The sequence below is a fragment of the Rhodoferax ferrireducens genome (genome assembly GCF_003347515.1).
Lineage (GTDB): Bacteria > Pseudomonadota > Gammaproteobacteria > Burkholderiales > Burkholderiaceae_C > Rhodoferax.
Map to the genome: position 1 here is coordinate 39,122 of NZ_QEII01000272.1, position 26,154 is coordinate 65,275.

At 61.4% G+C, this 26,154-nt stretch carries 26 protein-coding genes, 2 tRNA genes and 1 riboswitch; of the genes, 12 read left to right on the forward strand and 16 right to left on the reverse strand.

Annotated elements, in window-relative coordinates; genetic code table 11:
- Window positions 1-31: 31 nt before the first annotated feature.
- Window positions 32-3,580: a transcription-repair coupling factor gene (gene mfd, locus C5P05_RS13125; RefSeq protein WP_114970299.1), complete on the reverse strand. Its 3,549-nt coding sequence runs from the start codon at window positions 3,578-3,580 to the stop codon at window positions 32-34.
- 131 nt (window positions 3,581-3,711) lie between these two features.
- Between mfd and ispD the strand changes: the two genes are divergently transcribed.
- From ispD to ispF, 3 genes are all read left to right on the forward strand, one after another.
- Entirely contained in the window at window positions 3,712-4,437 is a 726-nt protein-coding gene (ispD, locus tag C5P05_RS13130) for a 2-C-methyl-D-erythritol 4-phosphate cytidylyltransferase (RefSeq protein WP_114970300.1), read from the forward strand.
- A 116-nt stretch (window positions 4,438-4,553) separates the two neighbouring features.
- Window positions 4,554-5,414, forward strand: coding sequence for a PDDEXK nuclease domain-containing protein (locus C5P05_RS13135; protein WP_114970301.1), 861 nt, complete (start codon window positions 4,554-4,556; stop codon window positions 5,412-5,414).
- Between the two features lie 81 nt (window positions 5,415-5,495).
- A complete protein-coding gene (gene ispF / locus C5P05_RS13140) occupies window positions 5,496-5,978 on the forward strand; it encodes a 2-C-methyl-D-erythritol 2,4-cyclodiphosphate synthase (RefSeq protein WP_114970302.1) in 483 nt (160 codons plus the stop codon).
- 40 nt (window positions 5,979-6,018) lie between these two features.
- On the opposite strand, the gene C5P05_RS13145 is transcribed toward ispF, so the two are convergent.
- Both C5P05_RS13145 and pobA read right to left on the reverse strand, forming a co-directional pair.
- Window positions 6,019-6,945, reverse strand: a complete 927-nt coding sequence (locus tag C5P05_RS13145) for a CoA transferase (RefSeq protein ID WP_114970303.1) — start codon at window positions 6,943-6,945, stop codon at window positions 6,019-6,021.
- Between the two features lie 22 nt (window positions 6,946-6,967).
- On the reverse strand, window positions 6,968-8,152 hold the full coding sequence (gene pobA, locus C5P05_RS13150) for a 4-hydroxybenzoate 3-monooxygenase (protein WP_114970304.1): 1,185 nt from the start codon (window positions 8,150-8,152) through the stop codon (window positions 6,968-6,970).
- Window positions 8,153-8,278: 126 nt separating this feature from the next.
- On the opposite strand from pobA, the gene C5P05_RS13155 reads away from it, so the two are divergent.
- Window positions 8,279-9,064, forward strand: a complete 786-nt coding sequence (locus tag C5P05_RS13155; RefSeq protein ID WP_114970305.1) for an IclR family transcriptional regulator domain-containing protein — start codon at window positions 8,279-8,281, stop codon at window positions 9,062-9,064.
- A gap of 19 nt (window positions 9,065-9,083) precedes the next feature.
- Here C5P05_RS13155 and C5P05_RS13160 read toward each other — a convergent pair whose 3' ends face one another.
- Window positions 9,084-10,238, reverse strand: coding sequence for an ABC transporter substrate-binding protein (locus C5P05_RS13160; RefSeq protein WP_114970306.1), 1,155 nt, complete (start codon window positions 10,236-10,238; stop codon window positions 9,084-9,086).
- Window positions 10,239-10,312: 74 nt separating this feature from the next.
- Window positions 10,313-10,945 carry a LysE family translocator gene (locus tag C5P05_RS13165; protein ID WP_114970307.1) on the reverse strand — a complete coding sequence of 211 codons (633 nt, stop codon included), beginning with the start codon at window positions 10,943-10,945 and terminating at the stop codon, window positions 10,313-10,315.
- A 170-nt stretch (window positions 10,946-11,115) separates the two neighbouring features.
- Between C5P05_RS13165 and C5P05_RS13170 the strand changes: the two genes are divergently transcribed.
- On the forward strand, window positions 11,116-12,090 hold the full coding sequence (locus C5P05_RS13170; RefSeq protein WP_114970413.1) for a 3'-5' exonuclease: 975 nt from the start codon (window positions 11,116-11,118) through the stop codon (window positions 12,088-12,090).
- Window positions 12,091-12,216: 126 nt separating this feature from the next.
- Complete coding sequence (locus tag C5P05_RS13175; protein WP_114970308.1) at window positions 12,217-13,461, forward strand: nitronate monooxygenase; 1,245 nt, start codon at window positions 12,217-12,219, stop codon at window positions 13,459-13,461.
- Window positions 13,462-13,523: 62 nt separating this feature from the next.
- Here the strand turns inward: C5P05_RS13175 and C5P05_RS13180 are convergent, their stop codons facing one another.
- From C5P05_RS13180 to C5P05_RS13190, 3 genes are read right to left on the reverse strand one after another with little or no spacing between them, the layout of a single operon-like run.
- Window positions 13,524-14,495, reverse strand: a complete 972-nt coding sequence (locus C5P05_RS13180; protein WP_114970309.1) for a Bug family tripartite tricarboxylate transporter substrate binding protein — start codon at window positions 14,493-14,495, stop codon at window positions 13,524-13,526.
- Window positions 14,496-14,531: 36 nt separating this feature from the next.
- A complete protein-coding gene (locus C5P05_RS13185; RefSeq protein ID WP_114970310.1) occupies window positions 14,532-14,900 on the reverse strand; it encodes a hypothetical protein in 369 nt (122 codons plus the stop codon).
- 4 nt (window positions 14,901-14,904) lie between these two features.
- Window positions 14,905-16,251, reverse strand: a complete 1,347-nt coding sequence (locus tag C5P05_RS13190) for an acyclic terpene utilization AtuA family protein (protein ID WP_114970414.1) — start codon at window positions 16,249-16,251, stop codon at window positions 14,905-14,907.
- A gap of 69 nt (window positions 16,252-16,320) precedes the next feature.
- On the opposite strand from C5P05_RS13190, the gene C5P05_RS13195 reads away from it, so the two are divergent.
- Entirely contained in the window at window positions 16,321-17,208 is an 888-nt protein-coding gene (locus C5P05_RS13195) for a LysR family transcriptional regulator (protein WP_114970311.1), read from the forward strand.
- 14 nt (window positions 17,209-17,222) lie between these two features.
- Here the strand turns inward: C5P05_RS13195 and leuD are convergent, their stop codons facing one another.
- The 4 genes from leuD to C5P05_RS13215 form a co-directional block, all read right to left on the reverse strand.
- Window positions 17,223-17,873, reverse strand: coding sequence for a 3-isopropylmalate dehydratase small subunit (gene leuD / locus C5P05_RS13200; RefSeq protein ID WP_114970312.1), 651 nt, complete (start codon window positions 17,871-17,873; stop codon window positions 17,223-17,225).
- Window positions 17,866-19,290 (reverse strand): 3-isopropylmalate dehydratase large subunit, encoded by a 1,425-nt coding sequence (gene leuC, locus C5P05_RS13205; protein ID WP_114970313.1) that lies wholly within the window; start codon window positions 19,288-19,290, stop codon window positions 17,866-17,868. Before leuC ends, leuD begins: the two co-directional genes overlap by 8 nt.
- Window positions 19,287-20,192, reverse strand: a complete 906-nt coding sequence (locus C5P05_RS13210) for an alpha/beta fold hydrolase (protein WP_114970314.1) — start codon at window positions 20,190-20,192, stop codon at window positions 19,287-19,289. The genes leuC and C5P05_RS13210 overlap by 4 nt, the downstream gene beginning before the upstream one ends.
- 138 nt (window positions 20,193-20,330) lie before the next feature.
- Complete coding sequence (locus C5P05_RS13215) at window positions 20,331-21,305, reverse strand: tripartite tricarboxylate transporter substrate binding protein (protein WP_420130748.1); 975 nt, start codon at window positions 21,303-21,305, stop codon at window positions 20,331-20,333.
- 113 nt (window positions 21,306-21,418) lie between these two features.
- Here C5P05_RS13215 and C5P05_RS13220 point away from each other — a divergent pair, with 113 nt between their 5' ends.
- The 3 genes from C5P05_RS13220 to C5P05_RS13230 all read left to right on the forward strand — a co-directional run bounded on the left by C5P05_RS13220 (window position 21,419) and on the right by C5P05_RS13230 (window position 23,444).
- Window positions 21,419-22,327, forward strand: a complete 909-nt coding sequence (locus C5P05_RS13220; protein WP_114970315.1) for a LysR substrate-binding domain-containing protein — start codon at window positions 21,419-21,421, stop codon at window positions 22,325-22,327.
- A gap of 197 nt (window positions 22,328-22,524) precedes the next feature.
- Window positions 22,525-23,067, forward strand: coding sequence for a class I SAM-dependent methyltransferase (locus C5P05_RS13225; protein WP_114970316.1), 543 nt, complete (start codon window positions 22,525-22,527; stop codon window positions 23,065-23,067).
- A gap of 32 nt (window positions 23,068-23,099) precedes the next feature.
- A complete protein-coding gene (locus tag C5P05_RS13230) occupies window positions 23,100-23,444 on the forward strand; it encodes a hypothetical protein (protein ID WP_114970317.1) in 345 nt (114 codons plus the stop codon).
- A gap of 2 nt (window positions 23,445-23,446) precedes the next feature.
- On the opposite strand, the gene C5P05_RS13235 is transcribed toward C5P05_RS13230, so the two are convergent.
- From C5P05_RS13235 to C5P05_RS13250, 4 genes are all read right to left on the reverse strand, one after another.
- Window positions 23,447-23,629 carry a hypothetical protein gene (locus tag C5P05_RS13235; protein ID WP_114970318.1) on the reverse strand — a complete coding sequence of 61 codons (183 nt, stop codon included), beginning with the start codon at window positions 23,627-23,629 and terminating at the stop codon, window positions 23,447-23,449.
- 2 nt (window positions 23,630-23,631) lie between these two features.
- Entirely contained in the window at window positions 23,632-23,991 is a 360-nt protein-coding gene (locus C5P05_RS13240; RefSeq protein WP_157979319.1) for a VanZ family protein, read from the reverse strand.
- 107 nt (window positions 23,992-24,098) lie between these two features.
- Window positions 24,099-24,174: transfer RNA gene (locus tag C5P05_RS13245), tRNA-Asn, on the reverse strand.
- Window positions 24,175-24,244: 70 nt separating this feature from the next.
- Window positions 24,245-24,320: transfer RNA gene (locus C5P05_RS13250), tRNA-Asn, on the reverse strand.
- A gap of 116 nt (window positions 24,321-24,436) precedes the next feature.
- A riboswitch (TPP riboswitch) is annotated at window positions 24,437-24,531 on the forward strand.
- A 35-nt stretch (window positions 24,532-24,566) separates the two neighbouring features.
- On the opposite strand from C5P05_RS13250, the gene thiM reads away from it, so the two are divergent.
- Together thiM and thiE are read left to right on the forward strand one after the other, a co-directional pair.
- Window positions 24,567-25,400, forward strand: coding sequence for a hydroxyethylthiazole kinase (gene thiM, locus C5P05_RS13255; RefSeq protein ID WP_114970320.1), 834 nt, complete (start codon window positions 24,567-24,569; stop codon window positions 25,398-25,400).
- Window positions 25,394-26,056, forward strand: a complete 663-nt coding sequence (gene thiE / locus C5P05_RS13260; protein WP_232834479.1) for a thiamine phosphate synthase — start codon at window positions 25,394-25,396, stop codon at window positions 26,054-26,056. The genes thiM and thiE overlap by 7 nt, the downstream gene beginning before the upstream one ends.
- Window positions 26,057-26,154 lie beyond the last annotated feature (98 nt).

Consider the following 26,154-nt stretch of genomic DNA (forward strand, 5'->3'; position numbering starts at 1 on the left):
ATTCCAAGTTTAGCCTATGCCTCGGCATATGTCACGCCACTTCCGCTACCGGCTGCCCCAAGCCCCGCAGCACATCGCGCACCATTTGTGCCCGGTCCTTGGCCTCCGGCAACTCGCGTTCAATGCGCAGCTTCTCGCTGCCGGCCAGTTTGATGTGCTTGTTTTTCTGGATCATGGCAATGATCTTCATCGAGTCGATCGGCGGGTTTTTCTTGAAGGTGATGGTGATCACGCCGGGCGCGGCATCGACCTTGAGCACACCAAAAGGCTTGGCGATGACGCGCAGGCGGTGCACATCGATCAGCGTTTGCGCCTGGGTCGGCAGTTTGCCGAAGCGGTCCACGATCTCTTCGAGAAGGCTGTCGATCTGGTCGGTGTTTTTGGCCGTAGCCAGCTTTTTGTAAAAGCTCAGGCGCAGATGCACATCGCCGCAATAGTCGTCCGGCAGCAGGGCCGGGGCGTGCAGGTTGATGTCGGTGGTGACGTTGAGCGGGCTGAGCAAGTCGGGTTCGATGCCGGCTTTCAGGCAACGCACGGCCTCGGACAGCATTTCGTTGTAGAGCTGAAAACCGACTTCGAGCATATTGCCGCTCTGGTTTTCGCCCAGCACCTCACCGGCACCGCGAATTTCCAGATCGTGCATGGCGAGGTAAAAGCCGCTGCCCAGCTCTTCCATCTGCTGAATCGCGTCGAGCCGCTGCGTGGCCTGTTTGGTCAGGCCTTCCAGGTCGGGCACCATTAAATAGGCATAGGCCTGGTGGTGGCTGCGGCCAACCCGGCCGCGCAACTGGTGCAGCTGGGCCAGGCCAAACTTGTCGGCGCGGCTCATGACGATGGTGTTGGCGGTGGGCACGTCAATGCCGGTTTCGATGATGGTGGAGCACAGCAGCAGGTTGAAGCGTTGCGCCACGAAGTCGCGCATCACGCTCTCCAGCTGGCGCTCGGGCATCTGGCCGTGGGCGACGGCGATGCGGGCTTCGGGCAGCAGTTCTTCCAGCTTGGCGCGGCGGTTTTCGATGGTCTCGACCTCGTTGTGCAAGAAGTACACCTGGCCGCCGCGCTTGAGTTCGCGCAGCACGGCTTCACGGATCACGCCATTGCCTTCGGTGCGCACAAAGGTCTTGATCGCCAGGCGGCGCTGCGGCGCGGTGGCAATCACGCTCAGGTCGCGCAGGCCTTCCAGCGCCATGCCCAGGGTACGCGGAATGGGGGTGGCGGTGAGCGTGAGCACGTCAACTTCGGCACGCAAGGCCTTCATTTGCTCCTTGTGGCGCACGCCAAAGCGGTGTTCTTCGTCGATGATGAGCAGGCCCAGGTCCTTGAACTTGGTCGATTCACTCAGCAGTTTGTGCGTGCCGACCACGATGTCGATGGTGCCGTCGGCCAGGCCTTTCATGGCGGCGGTGATTTCCTTGGCGGAGCGGAAGCGGCTCATTTCGGCCACTTTGACCGGCCATTTGGCAAAGCGGTCCACCAGCGTCTGGTAATGCTGCTCGGCCAGCAGCGTGGTCGGCGCCAGCAGCGCGACCTGTTTGCCGCCGGTGATGCCGATGAAGGCAGCGCGCAAGGCGACCTCGGTTTTGCCAAAGCCCACGTCGCCGCAAATCAGGCGGTCCATCGGGCGCGGGCTGATCATGTCCTGAATGACGGCGTGGATGGCTGCGCTCTGGTCCGGCGTCTCCTCAAAGCCGAAATCGTTGGCAAAGGTTTCGTAGTCGCTGGGCGAGTAGCGGAAGGAATGCCCTTCACGGGCGGCGCGGCGGGCGTAGATGTTGAGCAGCTCGGCAGCCGAGTCGCGCACCTGTTCGGCCGCTTTGCGTTTGGCTTTTTCCCACTGGCCGGAGCCCAGGCGGTGCAGCGGTGCTTCGTCGGCGCTCACCCCCGTGTAGCGGCTGATGAGCTGCAGCTGGCTCACTGGCACATACAGCGTGGCCTTGTCGGCGTATTCCAGATGCAAAAACTCCTGCATCTCGGGTTCGCCGTTGGGCAGCTTGTTGCCCAGATCGAGGTTGATCAAGCCCTTGTAGCGGCCAATGCCGTGGGACGAATGGACGACCGGGTCGCCGATATTGAGCTCGCTCAGGTCCTTGATCAGCGCTTCAACGTCGCTGACTTGTTCCTGCTTTTTGCGCCGGCGCGTGGTGGGGCCGGCGGCGAACAGCTCGGTCTCCGTCACGAAGTCGATGCCGGCTTCCAGCCAGGCAAAGCCGGTGTTCAGGCTGGAGGTGGCAATGCCGACTTTCTCAAGGCTACGCTCGAATTCGGCGAGCGAATCGAAGGAGGGCGGGCTCAGGTGGCTGGCGTGCAGAAAGTCCAGCAGGCTGGTCTTGCGGCCTTCGCTTTCGGCCAGCACCAGCACGCGCCGCGTGGTCTGGCGAATGTGGGCGTTCAGGCGGGCCAGCGGGTCTTCGGCACCGCGTACCACGGTGAGAATGGGCAGCGTGCCGAGTTCTGCAAAGTCGGTCGGGTTGCAGTCCGACAACGCGCCACTTTCGTCATTGCGAGCGAAGCGTGGCAATCCATCGACGCCGGGTGCACTGTCTTGCGTCGGCGCTTTGATCGCCAGCTGCGGATGCTGATTGACCCGGGCGTAAAACTGCTCGATGCCCAGAAATAGCGATTCCGGCGGCAGCGCCGGGCGCTCCGGGTCGCTGCGTACCAGCCGGTAGCGCTCTTTGGTGTCCTGCCAGAAATGCTGGAACGCCGGCTCCAGGTCGCCATGCAGCACCACCGTGGCCTCGGCGCCCAGGTAGTCAAACACGGTGGCGGTTTCTTCAAAGAACAGCGGCAAGTAGTACTCGATGCCGGCCGTCGCCACGCCGTTGCCGATGTCTTTGTAGATGCGGCTCTTGGTCGGGTCGCCCTCCAGCAGCTCACGCCAGCGGCTGCGAAAGCGGGTTCTAGCCTCGTCGTCCATCGGGAACTCGCGCCCAGGCAGCAGGCGCACCTCGGGCACGGGGTACAGGCTGCGCTGGCTGTCGGGGTCGAAGGTGCGGATGCTGTCGATCTCGTCGTCAAACAAATCGACGCGGTAGGGCACGGCGCTGCCCATCGGGAACAGGTCAATCAAGCCACCGCGCACCGCGTATTCGCCCGGGCTGACCACCTGGGTGACGTGGCTGTAGCCGGCCAGGGTCAACTGGGCCTTGAATTTGGCTTCGTCGAGCTTTTGCTTGACCTTGAAGTGAAAGGTGTAACCGGCCAGAAAACTGGGCGGCGCGAGCCGATACAGCGCGGTGGTGGCGGGCACAATGACCACGTCGGCGCCGGTGGCCTTGTCGCGCTGGCTGATGCGCCACAAGGTGGCCAGGCGTTCGCTGATCAGGTCCTGGTGCGGCGAAAACGTGTCATAGGGCAGGGTTTCCCAGTCCGGGAACAGCACGCAGCGCAGGTCGGGGGCAAAAAACGCCATCTCGTCGATCAGGCGCTGGGCATCGGTGGCGTTGGCGGTGACGATGGCGGTCAGCTTGCCGCTGGCCTTTTCGCGCAGGCCCAGTTGGGCCAGCAGCAGGGCATCGGCCGAGCCGGTTGGCCGGGGCAGGGTGTAGCGTTTGCCAGGGTGCAGTTTGGGTAAATCCATGAATCGCCTGATACCTATTAACAACGCATGCCTGCGCGTTGAGTTTGAAGACACAAATACAAAACACCCCACGCGGTGAGGCGGGGGGTGTCTTAAAGCAGTTACGCCCATTTTAGAATGGGGCCACGCCTATGACTAACCTACACCCCAATTCCCCCGCCAGACTCCCCGCCGATGCTCTCTGTTGGGCCTTAATTCCCTGCGCGGGCACCGGCTCGCGTTCTGGCGCCGACGGCCCCAAGCAGTACCAATTGTTGGCGGGTAAGCCGATGGTGAGGCACACACTGGCCGCTTTTGCCGGGGTCGCCAGAATTTGCAAAACTGCTGTGGTGGTCACCGCCGGAGACGATTTTCTTGAATCCCAGTCTGCTACTGTTGTGATAGCTGCTTGCGGAGGTCCGACAAGGGCTGCAAGTGTTTTTAATGGTCTGAATTTTCTGCTGGAGCAAGGGGCGGCCCGGCACGACTGGGTTTTGGTGCATGACGCGGCGCGTTGCCTGATCACGCCGGGGCAAATCAACGCCTTGATCGACGCCTGTGCCACGGACGAAGTCGGGGGGCTGCTGGCGCACAAGCTGCCCGATACGCTGAAATCTGAAGTGGATGGCCGGGTCGCCGGCACGCTGGACCGCAGCGACAAATGGCTGGCCCAGACGCCGCAGATGTTTCGCCTTGGCGCGCTGATGGAGGCGCTCCGCCTGACGGGTGACAAGGTCACCGATGAATCCAGCGCCATGGAGGCCCTGGGCTTGCACCCCATGCTGGTGCCGGGCAGCGCGCAGAACTTCAAGGTGACTTACCCGGAAGATTTTGCGCTGGCCGAAGCGGTGCTGAATGCACGCACAAGTCCAAGATAGTGGGCAGGGGGATCAAATAGGCATGAAACGAATCGACAACATCAACGATCTGGTTGAACAAATCTTCAAGCTGATGCCCCCCAACACCGACGTCAAAACGATTTAAGGTAGCGACCATGAGCGAGATCACCAGACATAGCGATTACCGTCAGGCCCTAGCCGATATCAAGCTGCGCATTCAAGCGGCCCAAGTACGGGCAGTATTTGCCGTCAATAGCGAGCTTTTGGGTTTGTATTGGGATATCGGGCGCAGGCTGTTGCAGTGGCAAAGTGAGCAGGGTTGGGGTGCTGCGGTGGTGGAGCAAATGGCAAGCGATTTGCATGCCACCTACCCTGAAATGAAAGGCTTTTCACGTTCAAGCCTATTTGCCATGCGCCAGATGGTTGCGTTTTTCAGCCCGCAGTTTGAATTTGTCCCACAGCCTGTGGGACAAATGCCGTGGGGCCATGTACGCACCCTGTTGACCAAGGTGAAGTCGGTTGACACCGCCTTGCTGTATGCCCAAAATTGCATCGAAAACGGTTGGAGCCGATCAGTGTTGGAGTGGCAGATTGAGCAGCGTTTTCATGAGCGCGCAGGCAAGGCCACTGGCAATTTCACCAAAACACTGCCCGCGCCGCAGTCGGAATTGGTACAGCAAAGCCTGAAAGACCCTTATGTTTTCGATTTTTTGACACTGACACCGCAGGCGGTCGAGCGCGATATTGAAAACCAGTTAATGGCGCAGATCACCCGTTTCCTGCTGGAACTGGGCAAGGCCCCGGATGACCAGCCCACCATCGGCCTGATTTTGTGCAAAGACAAAGATAAGCTGGATGTGGAATACGCCTTGCGTGATATCAATAAACCGATGGGCGTGAGTTCATTCATTGGCAAAGACATTCCGCTGTCGGTGCAGTCTCAACTGCCCAGCGTGGAAGACATTGAAATTGAGTTGGCTGCCCAGGTGCGCCACGATAACGGGGCCGCTGAATGAAGTACGACGTGGTAGATGGTTACGGCAAGCTGATGGAGTTGGTCGTCCAAGACCATGCCAATGAAGTTTTCAAGGTTAGCAATGAATTTCAGAATCGGTGAAGGCTGGGATGTGCATGCTCTGGTGACGGGGCGAAAACTCATCTTGGGCGGCGTGGAAGTTCCTTTTCACTTGGGGTTGCTGGGTCACTCGGACGCGGACGTGCTGCTGCACGCCATCATCGACGCCTTGCTAGGCGCGGCGGCCTTGGGCGACATAGGCACGCATTTTCCGGATACCGATGTGCGTTTCAAGGGTGCGGATTCTCTGGTGCTCTTGACCGAAGCGGCACGGCGCGTGCGCGAAAAAGGCTTTGAGATCGGTAATGTGGACAGCACGGTGATCGCCCAGGCGCCCAAATTGATGCCCCACATCGCCGCCATGCGCGCCCAAATTGCGCTGGCGCTGGCGCTGGATGTGGATCAGGTCAACGTCAAAGCCAAGACGGCGGAAAAAATGGGGCCAGTGGGCCTGGGCCAAGCAATGGAGGCCCGGGCCATAATTTTGCTCTCAAAATTTATGTGAAATAGGCCTCTAGCCCTCGTCGAATAAGCGCAGACAGCTATTATTTTTGTAGTGTATAGAGCGGAATGTCTTTTTCCGTCGCCAGCTTGTCCAAGGCCCTGCGCGTCATGGTCAGCAGGTAATCGGCGACCAGTTGATGGGTGGCGGGTGACATCATGGTGGTGATGTCGGCGGTCTGCACCCCGGCTGCCGCACACAGGGCTTTGGTAAAGTGCGGCTCCAGCGCGGCCATGGCAACGCGGCCATCCCGGCAGGCATACACCCGGTAACCAGCATGACCACCACCGACGGCAGCGCCCGGTTTTGTCAGCCCCCAGGTGCGCGGCAAAGCCACATAGGCCGCGGCTTCCGACAGGGCGACCTCGATGTAACTGCCTTTGCCTTTTTGCCGCTGCATCAGCACGGTTTGCAACACCGCCTCCGAAGCCATGAGTGAGCCGCCCATGTCGGCATACAAGGTCGGCGGCATGTCCAGACCGTTCACCAGGTCGTTTTCCGCCAGATAGGTTAGATCGTGGCCCGGCTCTTCGGCGCGGGCACCGGGCGCGCCCACGATGGCCACCTGCGACAGGGCTGGGTAGCGCTTGTGCAGCCCTTTCCAGTCCAGGCCAAGTTTGCGCAAGGCAGAAGGGCGGAACGAGGTCAGCAACACATCGGCCTTGGTCAGCTCCCGGTGCAGGGCTTTCTGGCCTTTTTCGGTTTTGAGGTCGGCGACTGCGATGCGAACGCCCAAGTGCAATGCATCGTAGGCGGCGCGCTGGTACCAGCTCATGGGGTCGCCCGAGGCACCGGCCACAGAGCCTGCGGGTGCTGGCGGTTCCAGCTTGACGCAGGCCGCGCCCATTTGCCGGCAGCGCATCAGGGCCGCCGGGCCGGGCAGGTTGAGCGCGAGGCTGAGCACGCGCACGCCGCGTAGCGGGCGCAGCGCGGGGGGAACGGAAATAGCGGCGTTTGGGGTGGATGTCATGCCGCTATTAAAACAGGGCTCCTCAGTGGCCGAAATCCAGCGGCAGGCCGACGTAGTTTTCCGCGATGGTGCGCGAGCCCGCTTCGGAGTGGATCAGGTAGTCGAGTTCGGCTTCCTGGAACTTGGCGACGATGGCGCCGTCATCGGGAAAGCGGTGCATCAGCTGGGTAAACCACCACGAGAAGCGCTCGCCCTTCCAGATGCGCTTGAGGCAGCGCTCGGAGTAGCTGTCGATGCCGGCCTCTGTCTTGTCCTGGTAGAACTCGATGATGGCGCTGGATAGGTATTTCACATCGGTGGCGGCCAGGTTCAGGCCCTTGGCGCCGGTCGGCGGCACGATGTGACCGGCGTCGCCCGCCAGGAACATGCGGCCAAAGCGCAGCGGCTCGGTGATGAAGCTGCGCAGCGGGGCGATGCTCTTCTCGATCGACGGGCCGGTAATCAGCTTGTCCCGGCCTTCCTCGTCCAGGCGCAGGCGCAGTTCCTGCCAGAACGCATCGTCGGTCCAATCTTCCACATGCTGGGTCAGCGGCACTTGCAGGTAGTAGCGGCTGCGCGTCTTGCTGCGTTGCGAGCACAGGGCAAAGCCGCGCGGGCTGTTGACGTAGATGAGTTCGTCATGCACCGGCGGCGTGTCCGACAGCAGGCCCAGCCAGCCGAAGGGATAGACCTTTTCAAACTCGGTGATCGCGCTGCGCGGCGCGCTGGCGCGGCATACGCCATGAAAACCGTCGCAACCGGCGATGAAGTCGCACTCGATCTCGAACTTCTGGCCGTCCTTTTCGTAGGTGACGCGCGGCTTCTTGCTGTCAAAGTCGTGCACCGCCACGTTGTTCGCCTCGTACACCGTGGGCAGACCGGCGCTGGCACGCGCGTCCATCAGGTCCTTGGTCAGCTCGGTCTGGCCGTAGACCATCACGTTCTTGCCGCCGGTGAGCTTGTTCATGTCGATGCGGTGGCGCTTGCCGTTGTAAAGCATCTCGAAGCCGCCATGCACCAAGCCTTCCTTGTGCATGCGCTGGCCCACACCGGCTTCGTCCAGCAGGTCGATGCAGACCTGCTCCAGAATGCCGGCGCGGATGCGGGTCAGCACGTAGTCGCCGGTCTGGCGCTCCACGATGATGGCGTCGATGCCGGCCTTGTGCAGCAATTGACCCAGAAGAAGACCGGAGGGGCCGGCGCCGATGATGGCTACTTGTGTACGCATGTTTGCTCCTGTTATGAATGCTTCAAGCTTAGGCGGTCGGACAGCTTTTACAACGCGTGATGCTCATCAAGTGTGCGATCATTGCACCAAATGCGCGATCATCGCGCAACATATCGGAGTTGTTCAATGACCATTGCCAAAGCGGATTTCATCGAGGGCATGGCCAAAGGCATGGCGGTGCTGGAGAGTTTTGACACCGAGCGCCAGCGCTTGAACGCCACGCTGGCGGCGGCTCGGGCCGGCATCACGCGGGCGGCGGCGCGGCGCCATTTGCTCACACTGGCGCACCTGGGTTACCTGGAGAGCGACGGCAGCTATTTCTGGCTGTCCAGCAAGGTATTACGCTTCTCCGGCAGTTATCTGGCCTCGGCCCGGTTGCCGCGTGCGCTTCAACCCACCTTGAACCGGCTGGCGGTGCAGGCGCAGGAGTCGTTCTCGGCGGTGGTGCTGGACGCCGACGAGGTCGTGATCGTGGCGCGCAGCGGCAATGACCGCAATTCATCGGTGACCGGGTCCGGCCGCGTGATCGCCTATGGGCTCCACATGGGCGCTCGCCTGCCGGCGCATGCCACTTCCACCGGGCGGGTGTTGCTCGCCGCCAAAACCAAAGCCGCTTTCAGCGAGTGGATGAAGGCGCGCAATCTGGCCCGCATGACACCCCTGACCACCACGGATTCCAAGGCGTTTCGCGCCCTCATTGACAAAGTTCGCCAGGACGATTTTTGTCTGGCCAGCGAAGAACACGAGCTGGGGGTGCATGCGCTGGCTGTGCCGCTGCGCAACACCAAGGGGGTCACCGTGGCGGCGCTCAATGTGGTGGCCTCGCAAAGCCGGCTATCAACCTTGGCGATGCAGCGGGATTTGCTGCCTTTGCTGTTTGAGGCTGCGCGGGAACTGCGGCCGCTGCTCTGAGCCGCGACTTAGGGCCGCGTTACTTCTGCAGGGTGCCGCTGGAATTGATGATGGACAAGTCAACGCCGCCCCAGCCCTTGCGCTGGGCGGGGCTGTAATTGACGTAGATTCCGCCGAGGTCGTATTCGCCCAAGTTGGAGATGGCGGCCAGCACGTTGGCCCTGGTCGGTGATCCAGTCGTTCTGCGCACGGCCTCCACGGCAATTTTGGAGCCCAGATAACCTTCCAGACTGGAAAAAGAAATGGCTTCGCCGGGCGCAAATTTCTTCATGTCCGCCCGGAACTGGGTAATGACGGGTTTGGTGGGCACGAAGGGATAGGGCACGGCCTGGCTCAAGACAATGCCGCGAGCCTTGTCGGCGCCGATTTCCTTGACCAGAGCCTCGTGCAGCAGGACCGACAGGCCGTAAATCTGCACAGCCCCCCCTGAGGCGTCACGCACCGCCTTGATGAAATCGCTCGCCGGCTTGCCGGCGGCTAGCACGAGAATGGCTTTCGGCTTGCTTTCCGTGATGGCGGTCACTGCGGCTTTGACACTGGCGTCCAGTTTGTCCGGCGTTGCCAACAACACGGGGTTCGCCGCGATCTTGATGCCGAGCGTGCCGCTGAGTTGGGTGGCCACCTGGGCCAGTGCCGGCCCGAAGGCAATATTCATGCTGACGATGGCGATCGAGTCCTTGCCCCAGTTTTTGGCTTCCTTGAGCAGGGTGCTCAGTTCATCGGCATAGCCACTGCGCAGCGGAAACACGTTGTCCGCGCCGACCACGTTCTGGTCGCCCTGCAAGGGCGCAATCAGGGCTATCCCATTTTTCGCCGGCAAGTCTTGTTTGGCGATCTCCGCCAATCCGGCGCTATTGAGAAAGCCCAGCAGGCCCACGACGGATTTGTCAGCGATCAGCTGCTGGGTCAATTCCAGCATTTTGGGGCCCTGCAGACCATCGTCGAGCGTCACCAGCTTGAGCCTGTTGCCGGCGATGCCGCCATTGGCGTTGACTTTGTCAAAATATACCTGGATGCCCACAGCGAGGCCCTTGGCGTTGGCGGCCGACGCAGGGTTGGACTGCGACGCGATCTGGCCAAAAACGATCTCCTGCGCAGCGTGGCCTGGTACGGAAAAACCGCAGAGCATGCTTAGGAAAAGAGCAGGTACGATGCTCGAGAACATTTTTTTCATGCAAAAGCCCAAATTAAACTCAAAATCAAAAGAGTGGCATTAAACACCAAAGCCCTGTTCCTGCAACTTGGGTGTTATGCGTGCCGGCGCACCATGAGCAAAACGCCGCCCATGGTGGCGAAGAGGCTGCCGCACACCCGGTTGACCCAGCGTATCCGCGCGCCGGACGCCAGCAGCGGCGCAAGGCGCGCGGCGCTCAGCGCACACAGGCTCAGCACACACAACTCCATGGTCACAAAAGTGGACGCCAATACCGCAAACTGGGGCGCCCAAGCGGCTTGGGGTGTCAAAAATTGGGGAAAGAAGGCTGCAAAAAACAGCAGCGCCTTGGGATTGCTGCCGCCCACCATCAAGCCCTGGATGAAGCTGTTGCTGCGGGTCACAAGAAGCGGGCCGGGTTTGCCCGTCGTCTGAAAACCCACCGACGGGCTGCGCCAGGTTTTGATGCCCAGATAAATCAGGTAAGCGGCGCCGCCGATCTTGAGGAGGGTGAAGGCGGTCTCAGAGGCTGCCAGCAGAGCGCCCAATCCCATGGCGGACAGCAACATGACGCCCAGAACGGCGGTAACGCTACCCAGCGCAGAACAGATGGCCATGCCCGCGCCGCGGTGAATGGCATTGGTGATGCACATCAGCATGGTGGGGCCGGGCGACAGAATCAGCACGGCAACGGCGGCGATGTACAAAAGGTAGGTGGACAGTGTCATGGCGGTGAAGAAAAGGTTTAAGACGGCTAGTTTGCCATTGTCCACGCTGCAAGGCCAAACGCCTTGGCGGGCAGAGTGCGGTGTAATGCTCGCCTGAATAAATTTTCTCCTGAAAGCATCCCGTGACCGACCCGCAACTCCAGCTTGGCTTTGATACTTTCGACGTTCCGATGGCGTCCGGGGTGACGCCAAAACCCCGGTCAAAAGCCCGTCGCGCCTCGGCGCCATCCTCTGTCGCGATGCCGGACCTGGAAACCATGGCCGTAACGCTTGCGCGCCATCCCGACTACCGTGTGTTGCGTCGTCTGGTGCCCATCCGCCATTTCGAACGTGTGGCGCAAGGCCCGGTCATCCGCGTTCTGGTCCTGGATACGGAGACCACCGGTCTGGACCATGCCAACGACAAGATCATTGAATTGGCCATGTTGCAGGTCGATGTGGATACCGTGACCGGGTTGCCGGTGGGCGATGTAGCGGTCTACGACGGCCTCGAAGACCCCGGCATGCCGATTTCCAAAGAAATACAGGCTATCACCGGTATTTCCAGCGAGATGGTCCGGGGGCAGCGCCTGGACGAGGTCCGTATTGCCGGCCTGCTGGCGGGAGCCGATCTGGTGATTGCCCACAATGCGGGCTTCGACCGTCCTTTTTGCGAGGCACGCATCCCCGCGTTTGCTCAAATGGCTTGGGGCTGCTCCTTTGCCGATATCGACTGGAAGAAGGAAGGCCACGGGTCGGCGAAGCTGGAATATCTGGCGCTGGATAAAGGCTGGTTTTATGACGCCCACAGGGCAGAGGTGGATTGCCATGCGCTGCTGGCGGTGTTGGGTGAGCCCTTGCCTGCTTCCAGTCAAAGCGGTTTGGCAAAAATTATCGCCATGAGCAGCATGCCCACCTACCGGCTGCAGGCGACGAATGCCCCGTTTGAGGCCAAAGATCTGCTCAAAGCCAGGGCTTACCGCTGGAACGCGGAGCAGAAAGTGTGGCACACGCGACTTGCTGACGAGGCTCAATTGGCCGCTGAATTTGAATGGCTGAAATCTGCTGTCTACGGTGGCCGCGCCGCCCGCGTCCAGGTGGAAAAACTGGATGCCGAAGTCAAGTACTCAAGCCGGGCAGGGGAATTGTCAATGCAGCAGATTTGAAATACGGGCAGGGTAGAATTATGGATACGCAAGGCCGGTCTGGCTTGCGATTTTCTGCTCTCCCTGGCTCTGCTTGGGCCTTCGGCCAAGACGGTTACCAGGGTTGCGGAGCGTCCAAGGATTTTGATGAAACGTGTTGATGACTTCCGCCTGAAGTTCGGGAAAAAAGAGTTCGTACCGATCATGGTTGGCGGCATGGGAGTTGATATTTCCACTGCCGAATTGGCTCTTGAGGCCGTGCGACTCGGTGGTATCGGTCATATCTCCGACGCTATGGTGCCCGACGTCTCCGACCGACGCTTTGACACCAGTTTCGTCAAAGACAAAACCCGCTTCTATAAACACAACATAGACAATTCTGACAAGTCCACGATCAAATTTGATTTGGCCGTGTTGGCTGACGCCACCCGACGCCACGTCGATGCCACCATGCAGGCCAAGCGTGGCGAGGGCCTGGTTTTTGTCAACTGCATGGAAAAGCTGACCATGAACGCGCCGCGTGAAACGCTGCAAGTGCGCATGGCGTCGGCGCTGGATGCGGGTATTGATGGCATTACCTTGAGCGCGGGCCTGCATTTGGGTTCCTTCGGGCTGATTGCAGACCACCCCCGGTTTCGGGACGCCAAGCTGGGCATCATCGTCTCGTCCGTGCGTGCCCTGCAACTGTTTCTGCGCAAGAACGCAAAACTGGACCGTCGGCCTGATTACGTGATCGTGGAAGGTCCTCTGGCCGGAGGCCATCTGGGTTTCGGCATGGACTGGGCGCAATACGATCTGGCCACCATCATGGCCGAAATCGTGCAATTCATGAAAACCGAGCAGCTGGACATTCCCGTGATTGCCGCAGGCGGAATCTTTACCGGCAGCGATGCGGTGTCATTTCTGGAGCAGGGTGCGGCGGCTGTGCAGGTTGCAACGCGGTTTACCGTGGCCAATGAATGCGGTCTGCCGGACAAGGTCAAGCAGGAGTATTTCAGGGCCAGTGAGGAAGACATCGTCGTCAACACCATTTCGCCAACGGGCTACCCGATGCGCATGCTCAGGAACACCCCTGCCATCGGCGCCGGCATCCGTCCCAATTGCGAAGCCTACGGCTACCTGCTGGATGGCAATGGCAACTGCGCTTACATCACCGCCTACAACCAGCAAGTGGCCCTGCACCCGGATTCCAAAACGATTTCGGTCATGGACAAAACCTGCTTGTGCACCCACATGCGCAACTTCAATTGCTGGACCTGCGGCCATTACACCTATCGCCTGAAAGACACGACACGTCGTCTGGAAGATGGCAGCTACCAGTCCTTGAGTGCCGAGCACATTTTCAAGGATTACCAGTTCAGCGTCGACCAGCAAGTCGCCTTGCCGGGCTAAGCACAAGGTCGCAGAAGAAAAAAAGCCCCGCATTGCGGGGCTTTTTCATTATTGGCAAGACGTCACTCCGGTGTGATCCCGGCTGCCTTAATGATCCGCCCCCACTTTTGCGACTCGGCCTGCTGGAACGCGCCCAGCTCGGCTGGCGTGGTGGTGTAGATCTCGGTGCCAGTGCTCTGGTAAAAGGACGCGGCGCCAGGCGATTTGGTGGCGTGAGCCAGCAGTTTGTTGAGCTCGGCGACCACCGGCGCCGGGGTGCCGGCGGGCACATAGGCGGCGAACCAGTAGCCCATCTCGTAGCCCTTCACCGTTTCGCCGATGGTGGGCACGTCGGGGGCCAGCGGCGTGCGCTTGGCACCCGAATAGCCCAGCGCGCGCAGCTTGCCGGAGTTGACTTGCGGCAGGCCCGTGGCGTTGTCGGTAATCATCATGTTGATCTGTCCGCCCAGCAAGTCGGTCACGGCCAGCGGGTTGCTTTTGTAGGGGATGTGCAGCAGCTTGATGTCCGCCATCTGCATCAGCAATTCACCGGCAATGCGGCTTGACGAGCTGCCGCTGCCAAACGACAGTTTGCCCGGTTCCTTTTTCGCCAGGGCGATGAATTCACTCACCGTCTTGACCGGCAGGCTGGGGTTGACGACCATGATCTGGCCGCCCTTGCCCAAAGCGGTCACGGGGGCGAAGTCTTTTACCGGGTCGTAGGGCAGTTTTTTGTACAGGTGCTCGTTCGCGGCGTGCGTGGTGTTGGTGGTGATGAGCACGGTGTAGCCGTCGGGTGCGGCCTTGGCCGCTTGCTGCGCGGCAATGAAGCCGAAGGCGCCGGGCTTGGTGTCAACCACCACACTCTGCTTGGTATCGGTCGCAATACCTTGGCCCAATGCCCGGGCCAGCTGGTCGGTGGCGCTGCCGGCCGCAAACGGCACGACGAAAGTGATCGGTTTGGCCGGGTAGGTTTGTGCACTGGTCTGCAGTGCCGGAAAGGCCAACAGGACGGCGCTGAGGGCCAGCAGGGGGCGGCGGGGGATTGAGGTCATGGGTTGTCTCCGGTAGTTATGGGTGTGGTGTGAAAGTCAGGGGCCGGTTTCTTCGGCGATGAGGAACTGGGTGAGCGTGGCGGGCACCTGAATGCGCAGGTCCAGCAGGAAAAATGACAAAGCCTTGCCGTGACTGTCGAGGTTCAGCGAATCGTTGACGCCGCCATCCAGCACCTCATCCAGGACAAAGTTCATGGCGTGCAGCGTGGGCAGCAGGTAGCGCTTGACGGCGCTGGGCTGGCGGTGCGCAAAGTGCTGGGCCACCCGCTCTTCGGTGAGCTGCTTCACCAGCAACGGGTAGAGCTCGGGACACCAGGCGATGACGCTGATGTTGGAGCGGTTGCCTTTGTCGCCGGTGCGGCCGTGGGCCGCGCGGTAGAGGGGATGGGAAATTGTGTTTGACATGGTGTTAATCCAGCATCGAGTAACTGGCCGGCACCGCGTCACGCGGCACCAGACAGGAGAGTGTGTTGAGCCGCGTGCGCAAGGCGGTGCGCACACCGCCGCCGCCGGCCGGGCCACAGGTGTAGAGCGCATTGACCTCGCGCGCCAGCCGCTCGGCCGCCGCGCGGTCGGCGTGGGTGGCGGCGACGCGTAGGCGGATGTCTTGTCCGTGGCCGGCCGGCGTGGCGGCCAGCAGGCGATCGGCGTCGTCACCGAACACACTGACGGCGCCGATCAAGTCCACCCGCAGCTTTAGCGTGTCGCCCAGGCGGCGCTGCAGCACATCGGCGGCGAGGCGGGCACGTGCTTCCGCGCGCGGGCCGGCATAGGAGATTTCGCCTTCGGCAAACCAGCCGCCCTGGTAAAACACATTGACTTTGAGATCGGCCGGGCGCGCGTGGCCGCGCACGCCGGTCAGCTGCACCCGGTCCGGCCCGACCTGACGTACGGCGGCGTGGCTGATGTCCGCGATGACGTCCGGCGTCAAATAGGCGCTGGGGTCATGCAGCTCGTACAGCAGTTGCTCCTTGACGGTTTGTTCGCTCACCAGCCCGCCGGTGTGGGCAGCTTTGCCGATGACGCAGTCGCCGTCCGCATCAATCTCGGCAATCGGAAAGCCCACGTTGTGCAGGTCCGGCACCTCTTTGTAGCCGGGGTCGGCGAAATAACCACCGGTCACCTGCGCGCCGCATTCCAGCAAATGGCCGACCATGGTGGCGCGACCCAGGCGCATCCAGTCGTCGGCCCGCCAGCCGTAATGCGCCATGGCCGGGCCGACCGTCAGCGACGGGTCGGCGACACGCCCGGCGACGACGATTTGCGCCCCGGCGCGCAGGGCCATGGCGATCGGCTCGGCACCCTGGTAGGCATTGGCGCAGACGATGTCCTGCTCATCGCAGACGGCGCCGAGCCGCTCGCGCAGCAGGGCGCGGTGTTCGGGCCCTGACACGTCGTCACCCGCCAGCACGGCGATGCGCGGCACCGGCAGGCCCAACTCGCGCGCCAGCGCCCGGATGCGCAGCGCAGCGGCGGGCGGGTTGGCCGCGCCAAAATTGCTGACGATGGGGATGCCGTGCTGCAGGCACAAACCCAAAATCGGGCTCAGCAGTTCGTCCAGCAAGGGCTCGTAGCCGCGCGTCGGATCGGCCCGGCGCGCCAGCTGGGCCAGCGCCAGGGTTCGCTCGGCCAGGGTTTCGAAGATCAGTGCCGAAGGGCCGCCGTGGGCAATCAAACTGCGCACCACCGGCAAGGCCGCATCCGTGCGGTCACCCGAGAAGCCGGCGGCTGAACCAATGTGAAGAATGTCTGTCATGGCGCAATTCTGGACAAGCATGATAAAAATGAGAAATGGATTATTTGAATCAACTAATCGGATAAACAGGTGAATCTCTCCGTCAAACACTTGCGCGCCTTCCTGGCGCTCGCCCGGCTCAGCAATTTCACCCGCGCGGCCGAGACCTGCTACCTGTCGCAGTCCGCTTTCAGCGCCCTGATTCAGGGGCTGGAAGAAGATGCCGGCGCGCGCTTCTTCGACCGCAGCACGCGCCGAGTGGAGCTCACGGCCGAGGGGCGCCTGTTTGAGCAATCCGCCGCACGCTTGCTGGCCGACTTTGAGTCGGCCTATACCGAGCTCAGAGACCATGTGGACCTGCGCAAGGGCCGGGTGGCGGTCGCGGCCTTGCCCTCCTTGGCGGCGGGCACCTTGCCCAAGGTGCTGGCGGCGTTTCATGCGCGTTTTCCGGGCATTGAGATTCAGTTGTTCGACGGCCTGTCCGATACCTGCATCGCGCTGGTGCAAAGCGCACGCGTGGACTTTGCATTGGCGTCGGCGGGCAGCGCCCTGGCCGGTCTGCAGACCGAACTCTTGTGCTCGGACACCTTTCATGTGGTGTGCCATGCCTCGCACCCGCTGGCCCAGGCTGACACGGTGCTGCCGGCCGATCTGGCCCCCTATCCCTTCATTCACCTCGCGCGCAGCACCAGCATCCGCCAGCATCTGGAGCAGGCGCTGCACCCCTTGCGGCTGGTCGGCATGATGGAGGTCGAGCATCTGGCGACCGCAGCCGCCTTGGTGGCGCAGGGTCTGGGCATCAGCGTGATCCCGGCGCTGGCACTGTTCCAGTTCCAGCTGCCCGACATCGTGGTCAAACCGCTCGATTTGCCGGGACTGGTGCGCCACATTCACCTCGTGCGGCCGGAAGGACGCTCGCCCTCCGTCGCCGCCGGCGAGTTGCTGGAGATGGTGCGGGCCAGTTTTAGCGCCAGGTGACGATCAGGTAATCATCAGGTGATCGTATCCAGCCGCTTTCGGGTGATATGGGCCACGTCCTTGAGCCAGGGCTGGGCCGCCCAGTGCTGCCGTGCAAACTGACGAATCTGGGCGTTGTAGGTCAGCGACGCGCCAATCACGTCCAGCCCGTCGAGAAACATGCGACGGTGGCGCTCCGAGAGCGTAAAGGACGCGCTCAGGCCCGGGCTGCGCACGCGCAGGTTTTCCACGTCGATCTCCAGCGCCAGGGGACCGGTGCCGGCTTGGGCTTCGCGCATCAGTGCCTGGACTTCGTCCTCGCGCAGAACGGCCAGCATGAGACGGTTGTTCATGGCATTGGAGTAGAAAATCTCGCCGAAACTCGACGCAATCACGGCGGTGAATCCAAACTGCTGCATGCCCCAGACGGCATGCTCGCGGCTGGAGCCGCAGCCGTAGTTGGGGCCGGCGATCAGCATGTTGGTGCTGGCATAGGCGGGCTGGTTCAGGATGAATTCCGGACGGGCCTGACCGGCGCCGTCGAAGCGCAGGTCGTAAAACAGGCCGGGTGCCAGTCCCGATTTGTCGATGCCGCGCAGGAATTGCTTGGGCATGATCTGGTCGGTATCCAGGTTGGCGAGGGGCAGCACGGCGGCGCGGCCGTGGAGGATGGTGTGCTCAGACATGGTTGGGGGTCTCCTGCAGGCGGCGGACATCGGTAATGCAGCCGGTCACGGCGGCGGCGGCCGCCATGGCCGGGCTCATCAAATGGGTGATGGCGCCGCGGCCCTGGCGGCCTTCAAAGTTGCGGTTGGTGGTGGAGGCGCAGCGCTGGCCCGGCGCCAGCACGTCGTCGTTCATGGCCAGGCACATCGAGCAGCCGGGCTGGCGCCACTCAAAACCGGCGGTCATCAGTTGCGCCGCGATGCCTTCGGCCTCGGCCTGGGCTTTCACGGCGCCCGAACCGGGCACGACCATGGCCCGCACGCCGGGCGCGACCTTGCGCGTGCCCACAACGGCGGCCACCGCGCGCAAGTCTTCGATGCGCCCATTGGTGCAAGAGCCGATGAACACATGTTGTATCGGCACGCCCTCCAGGGCTTGGCCGGCTGCCAGCGCGGTGTAGCGCAGGGCCTGCTCGGCACTGAGGCGTTGCACGCTGTCGTCCAGGGTGTCAGGCTGCGGAATCCGGTCGGTAATGGCGATGGCTTGGTCCGGACTGGTGCCCCAGGTGACGAAGGGCGCGACATCGGTGGCGTCAAAGCGGTGTTCGATGTCGAAGACCGCAGCGCTGTCGCTCTTGAGCGTGGCCCAATGCGCCAGGGCCTGCTCGCACCAGGCGCCGGTGATGTCGGGCGTCCGCGCCAGGACATAGTCCATGGCCGTGTGATCCGGCGCGATCAGCGCGCCGCGCGCACCGGCTTCCACGGTCATGTTGCACAGGGTAAAGCGCGCTTCCACGCTCAGCGCATCAATGGCCGAGCCGCTGAACTCGACCACGTAGCCGCGCGCGCCTTGTGCGCCGATGCGGCTGATGATCATCAGAATCAGATCCTTGGCCGTGGTACCCGCAAGCAAGCGCCCGTCCACCGTGATGCGCATGTCCTTGGCCAGCCGGTAAACCAGGGTCTGCGTGGCCAGCACATGCTCCACTTCGGAGGTGCCAATGCCAAAGCCCAAAGCGCCCAAAGCGCCGTAGGTCGTGGTGTGGCTGTCGCCGCAGATCACCACCATGCCGGGGCGGATCATGCCGTGTTCTGGCGCCACCACATGCTCGATGCCTTGCAGCGCATCGTTGGTGTCGAACAGGGGAATGCCGTGGCGCTCGCAGTTGGCCTTGAGCTTGCTGGCCTGCAAGGCTGAGGCGGCATCGGCGATCACGCGCACCTTCACGGCGTACGTCGGGATGATGTGACTGACGACGGCAACGTTCTGCCCAGGCATTGCCACCTCGCGTTCTAGCTCGTGCAGGCCCGCGAAGGCCTGCGGGCTGGTGTATTCGTTCATCAGGTGCAGGTCGCAGAACAGCAGCACATTTTGTTCGTCCAGCTTCGTCACCGTGTGCGACGCGACGAGTTTGCGGTAAAGGGTTTGGGCAGTCATGGAGGGGTCTCGGTCAGGAAAGGCAGGGCGCGGGCGAGCAGGGCGTCAGGCGCTTCCTCGGCGATGTAATGGCCGCAGGGGAGGGCTTCACCGCGCACGTCGTCGGCCACGCGGCGCCATTCATCCAGCGGACGGAAACACTGCTGCACCACGCCTTGCGCACCCCACAGGGCGAGCAGGGGCAGCGCGAGGCGCCGCCCGGCGTCGCGGTCGGCCCGGTCGTGATCGAGGTCAATCCCGGCCGCCGCGCGGTAGTCCTCGCACAGGCCGTGCGCGGTGCCGGGCAGGGCGAGGCAGCGTTGGTATTCGGCCAGTGCGCGTGGGTCAAACGGCGCCAGGCCGGCACTGCGGCGCCCCATCACATCGCGCACATAAGCGGCTGGATCGGCCTCGATCAGGCGTTCGGGCAGCGGGGCCGGCTGGATCAGGAAAAACCAGTGCCAGTAGGCCCGCGCGAAGGCTTCACTGGTTTGCTCGTACATGGCCAGTGTCGGTGCGATATCCAGCAGCACCAGGCGCTGCACCGCGTCGCCATGGTCGGCCGCCAGCCGGTGCGCGACGCGCGCGCCGCGGTCGTGCGCCATCACGGCAAAGCGCGCGTGGCCGAGCGACTGCATCACGCGCAGCAGGTCAAGCGCCATCACGCGCTTGCTGTAGTTCGCATGGTCGGGGGCGCCTTGCGGCTTGGACGAGTCGCCGTAGCCACGCAAGTCGCACAGCACCAGTGTGAACTGGCGGGCCAGCGCGGGCGCGACCTTGTGCCAGATCGCATGTGTCTGCGGGTGGCCATGCAGGAGCAGCAGCGGCGGACCGCTACCGCCGGTCACGGTGTGAATCTGCACGCCGTCGTCGGTGGCAATGTGCCGGCGCTGGAAGCCGGGAAACAGGTCGATTGGGGTCATGGCTAAGTGCTTTCAATCCGGGATTTGGCTTCAAATTTATACGTTTTTGACCTCTAGCCCTCACCCTACTTGCGTAGGCTGCTATTGTTTCAGGACTGATGCGGTAGAGACCACAGGTCGACCGGCTTGTCGGCAGGGTCAGTCAATCTTGATGTCGCGCTCCTTGACGAGCTTGGCCCAGATCGGCATTTCGGCGGCCAGTCGGGTGCGTGCCTGCCCAGGCGTTGACGGCGTCGGCTCAAAGGCTTCCTTGTTCATGCGGTCCCGCAGCGCGGGTGTCTCCAGTGCCTTGTTCAGCGCGGTGTTGAGCTTGCTGATCACGTCCTTGGGCGTGCCGGCCGGCGCCACCACCATGAACCAGGTTTCGAAGTTGTAAGCTGGGAAGCCTGCCTCGGCGATGGTGGGCACATTAGGCATGAGTGCCGAACGCCTGGGCCCCGTCACGCCCAGCGCGCGCAGCTTGCCGGCCTGTACGTGCTGCTGTGCCGCCGACAGCACCGGAAAGCTCAGGTTCACCTGGCCACCGATGGTGTCCACCAGCGCAGGGCCACCGCCGCGATAAGGCACGTGCACGATGAACACGTCGGCGACCGACTTGAAGAGCTCGGCCGACATGTGAAAGGTGCTGCCGCTGCCGGCCGAGCCGTAGTTGAGCTTGCCAGGCTGGCTCTTGGCCAGCGCCACCAGTTCCTTGACGTTCTTGGCCGGCACGCTGTTGTTGACGACCAGAACATGCTGGGAACTGGCCACCATGCCGATCGGGGCGAGGTCCTTCAGCGTGTCGTAGGGCATCTTGGCAAACAGGGCTGGGTTGATCGCCAGTGATACCGTTTGCAGACCGATGGTGTAGCCGTCGGCCGGGGCTTTGGCCACGGCGTCAATGCCGATGTTGCCGGAGGCGCCGGCCTTGTTTTCAATGAAGATGGACTGTCCCAGCGCCCGGCCCCAGTCCTCGGTGATCAGGCGCGCCGCAATGTCGGCGCTGCCCCCGGGTGCGTAGGGCACGATCAGCTTGACTGGTTTGGCCGGGAACGATTGCGCCATGACCACGGCACCCAGTAGCGACAAGATCGTGGTGGCCGCGACGCGAGCCATCAGGCGGGATATTTTCATAGAGGTCTCCTGCGGGTCTATTAAGAATAAGGTGTTTGATGGTATGAATGAATCCACGCAGCATCAATGGCCTCATATTTATTTCATTAGTAAAAACAAAGCAATAATCACGCATGAGCGGATTTTCTGACCTGGGATTTTTTGCCCTTCTGATCAAGGAAGGCAGCCTGGCTGCCGCGGCGCAACAGATGGGCATAACGCCACCGGCGGTGAGTCGGCGTTTGGCCAATCTGGAGCAGCGTCTGGGCGTACGCCTGTTGAACCGAACTACGCGGCGCATCAGCCTCACGCCCGAGGGTGAAACCTATCTGCTGGAGGGTACGAAAATCCTGGCGGACCTGGCGTCGCTGGAGCATATGGTGACGGGTGCCCGCCGTGCGCCGCGCGGCTTGCTCAAGATCGCGGCGACGCTGGGCTTTGGGCGGCGGCAGCTGGCGCCCGCCCTGTCAGCCTTTGCCAAGGCCTACCCGGAGGTCGAAGTGCAACTGCACCTGACTGAAAAAGTCGTCAATCTGGTGGAACAGGGCTTCGACGCGGCGATCCGCTTTGGCGATCTGCCGGATTCTCGTCTCACGGCACGCCGCCTCCTGTCGAACCGGCGTGTGCTGTGCGCTTCACCGCAGTATCTGGAACAGGCCGGTGAGCCAAAGTTACCGTCAGACCTGATGGGGCACCGTTGCATCGTGATTCGCGAAAGCGACGAAACCTACGGTACCTGGCATCTGCATCAGGGCGACCAGCAGGAAACCGTGAAGGTTCGCGGGCTCATGAGCAGCAACGACGGCGAATCGGCCCTGGTCTGGGCGCTTGACGGCCATGGCATTCTGCTGCGTTCGCTGTGGGATCTGACGCCTTACCTGAGCTCGGGTCAGCTACGGCAGATTTTGCCTTTGTGGGAGTTGCCGTCGGCCGATATCTGCCTGATCTACCCCACCAACAGCAATATGTCGGCCAAAACCCGCGCGCTGGTGGATTTCTTGTGCGACTGGTTCACGGGCGAACATCTTGTTGCCAAGCTGTGAATGAATGGCTGTTGACTATAGTCAACAAGCTGAAACAATGGGTCGATGACCATTAATAAGAGTAATCAACGGACTTCATATTACTTTTCGGCGGATGGCGGAATTGTCAGGCCTTCAGAGCGTGTCGACAGGTGGTCGCAATTTCCTGAGTTCCGGCAGATTTCTTAAATGGCATAAATACGTCTGCTAACCTCGAAGTGGCTTACACATTCTTTATTCGCATGCTCAAGAACCCGCGCACAACGGGTGCGCTGGCTCCCTCTTCTGCTCGCCTTGCGCGGGAACTCGCTTGTTTGGCCGCGGGCTCGGACCATGTCCTTGAACTTGGCGCAGGGACTGGCGTCGTGACGCAGGCCCTCTCCAAAGTAGTCAATGAAGAGAAAATTCAGGTGGTCGAGGTGCAAATCAAATTGGCTGCCACTTTGAAGAAGCGGTATCCAAACATGAAAGTCCTGCAGTCAACGGCCCATCACGCCCTGGACAACTATCGCCAATGCGGGTCGGTGGCCGTGGTTTCCAGTTTGCCATTCCGGTCCCTGCCACCAGCCATGAAGCACTTGACCGTTCAAAGCCTGCTGGGGTTTCTGAAATCATCACCTGGCTCCCAGCTTATCCAATACACCTACGGCCTGGGCGCCCCATTCAGCGCACCTTCCGGTTTCAAGTGGCAGCAGGTAAAGTGGGTGTTTGCAAATATTCCGCCCGCCTGTATTTGGGTTCTCACCAAAACAGTTGACTAGCGAAACGCATTTGCCGGGGCCCCGACAATTTCATGTACGAATCAAAAGCACAAGCCCCTCTTTCTCACGTTCACTTTGCCCGGCGCCTGCTTTTCCATGTGCTGCTTGCGCTGGGTCTGCTCAGTGTGTCTCTTGGCGTTGGCATGGTTGGTTACTCCCATTACGAGCGTTTCTCGGTGCTCGACGCCTTCCTTAATTCAGCGATGCTCTTGGGTGGCATGGGGCCGGTCAATCCGCCTGTCAGTGCGGGAGGCAAGCTCTTTGCCGGCCTGTATGCTTTGTACGCGGGCCTTGTTTTTATTGTCACCGCCGCCCTGGTTTTTACGCCGATCGTGCACCGCGTTCTTCACAAGTTTCATTGGGACGAGAAGCCGTGAACTCATTCGTCATCGTCGCTGTCCGGTATGAGCACATCGGCCACCGCTCCGACGGCCTTGGCTGTGATTTTCACGCCGGTTGCCACCACTGTGACAGCGGCATCGGCGATGGCCACGACCGCACAAGCCTGAATCATCAGGACCAGGCCGACACTGATGAGCAATCGGGTTAGTTTGAATTTCATGGTCAGTCTCGCATCTTCCATAGCATGCGAACCGCATACAGGGTCAAGCTACCGATCAGCAAGCCTACGATGTCAGCCAACCAGTCCAGCAAGTCCCCTTGACGCCAGCCGCTTAGCGCTTGAGCGCACTCGATACCGGCCCCAAACAGCACCAAGCCGACGAGCAAGGATAAAGTGCGACCCGGATAAGCCAGCAGCCCCAAAAATGCAAGCGCAGCGAACCCCAGTGCGTGCTGAGCTTTGTCCCAAAAGTGGAGTTCCGAGGGCAGTTGATCGACCGGAACGAGCGACAGCCACAATGTGACCAACACCAGCGTCCAGAACGACAACTTATAGTGAACAGAAAAATTTGGCCGATTCATACGCTGCGCTTGTGATGGGTACCAGGAAGGATCTTGAGAGAGGTGTCTAGAATTTTGACCCGGAAATAAAAAAGCACCTAAGCTTGTGACTTAAGTGCTATTTATTTTGGCTCCTCGACCTGGGCTCGAACCAGGGACCTACGGATTAACAGTCCGGCGCTCTACCAACTGAGCTATCGAGGAATATAAAACTCTAAATTTCAAAAAATTCAAAGGCCTTCCGAAGAAGGCCTTTGAAACTGACACTGTATTCTGGCTCCTCGACCTGGGCTCGAACCAGGGACCTACGGATTAACAGTCCGGCGCTCTACCAACTGAGCTATCGAGGAATAAGCCTTAAATTATAGCTTCATTTTTTGAGGTGCCCGTGCCTGCGGATGACGATTCATTTGAAACCCGGTCCAGCCATCCATTGCTCGCATCGGACACGAATTCCCGGATAATCCGAACTCGCTAGAGGTGTCACCTGCGGGTGACTGAGACATACTCTTTGAACCTGATCTGGGTCGTGCCAGCGTAGGGAAGCTTCTTCCACTGCTCTCGTCTGGCCCATGTCGTACCTGTTATGGAATTACATGGCCACGAATCTCTCTTTTCCCGATCTTTGGTCTGACGTGGTCGCCGTGCGCGAACGTGCGCCGCTGGTGCACAACATCACGAATCTGGTGGCCATCAATTTCAACGCCAACGTTCTGCTGGCTGCCGGTGCTTCACCAGTGATGGCCCATGCCCATGAGGAAGTGGCGGACATGGCGGGCATTGCCCAAGCCTTGGTGCTTAACATCGGCACGCTCGATCCCTACTGGATTGAGAGCATGCGACTGGCCCTGGTCGCCGCATCCGGGCGCGGCATTCCCGTGGTGTTGGACCCGGTGGGCGCAGGCGCGACGCCGTATCGCAACAAGAGCATTGAACTTCTCTTGAACACGGCTTTGCCGACCGTGGTGCGAGGCAATGGCTCGGAGATCATGAGCGTGGCGGGTATCGCAGTGCAGACCCGTGGTGTGGACAGCAGTACCGGGGCCAACGATGCACTGGACGCGGCCCAGGGACTTGTCCAGAGGACTCAGGGCGTTGTCTGCGTCAGCGGACAAACCGACCACATTCTTGGCGCGCAACGGCGTTGGGCACGCCTGTCCAACGGGCACGCATGGATGACCAAGATCACCGGCGTGGGTTGCTCGGCCACGGCGCTTGTCGGGGCTTTTTGCGCCGTGCAGCCGGATGCCTGGCGGGCCACGGTGGCGGCGATGGCATTGCTTGGCGTGGCCGGTGAAGTAGCCGCTGAAAAAGTCATGACACGCGCTGGCGGTGTGGGCAGCCTGCAGATGGCATTGCTGGATGAGCTGCAATTGCTTGATCAGGCGACGTTCGAACAACGTCTGAAGCTGGAAGTCGCCGAGTGGTAGATGCGATAGCGAAAACAACACGGGGCGTGCCCTTGCAGGCGCTACGCCTGTATTTGGTCACCGATCAGTTCTGCGCCGGAGGCCGCACGCTCACCGATGTCGTCGCGGCGGCTGTGCAAGGTGGCGTCACCTGTGTTCAGTTGCGTGAGAAGCTGCTCAATACCCGCGATTTCTTGGCTCAGGCACTGTTGTTGAAGGCGCTGCTGGCTCCGCACGGCATTCCGCTGGTGATCAACGACCGCATCGACGTTGCGTTGGCCTGCGGTGCGCAGGGCGTGCACCTGGGGCAGGGTGATATGCCCGTGGCGCAGGCGCGTCGGTTGCTGCCCCCGGATGTATTCATCGGCTTGTCGGTGGAGACGATGGACGACGTTGTGCGCAGTGCCTTGCTTTCGGTGGACTACCTCGGGGTGAGTCCGATTCATGCCACGCCGACCAAAACGGATACCCAGACGCCCTGGGGACTGGACGGCTTGCGCCAGGTCCGGTCTGCGACTGCCTTGCCGCTGGTGGCCATTGGTGGCATCCACGCCGGCAATGCGCGTGCGGTGTTGGCGGCCGGAGCCGACGGACTGGCCGTGGTCAGTGCGCTGTGTTCGGCACCCGATCCCCGGGCTGCTGCGGTGGCACTGAGAAAACTCATGGATTCGGACTGATTCCGTTTCCAAATCATTCGTGTCTAGGCGCGAAGCCGCAGGCAGTGCAGTAGCACGACAAGGCGAAGCAACAACGACACGGATGATTTAGAAATGGA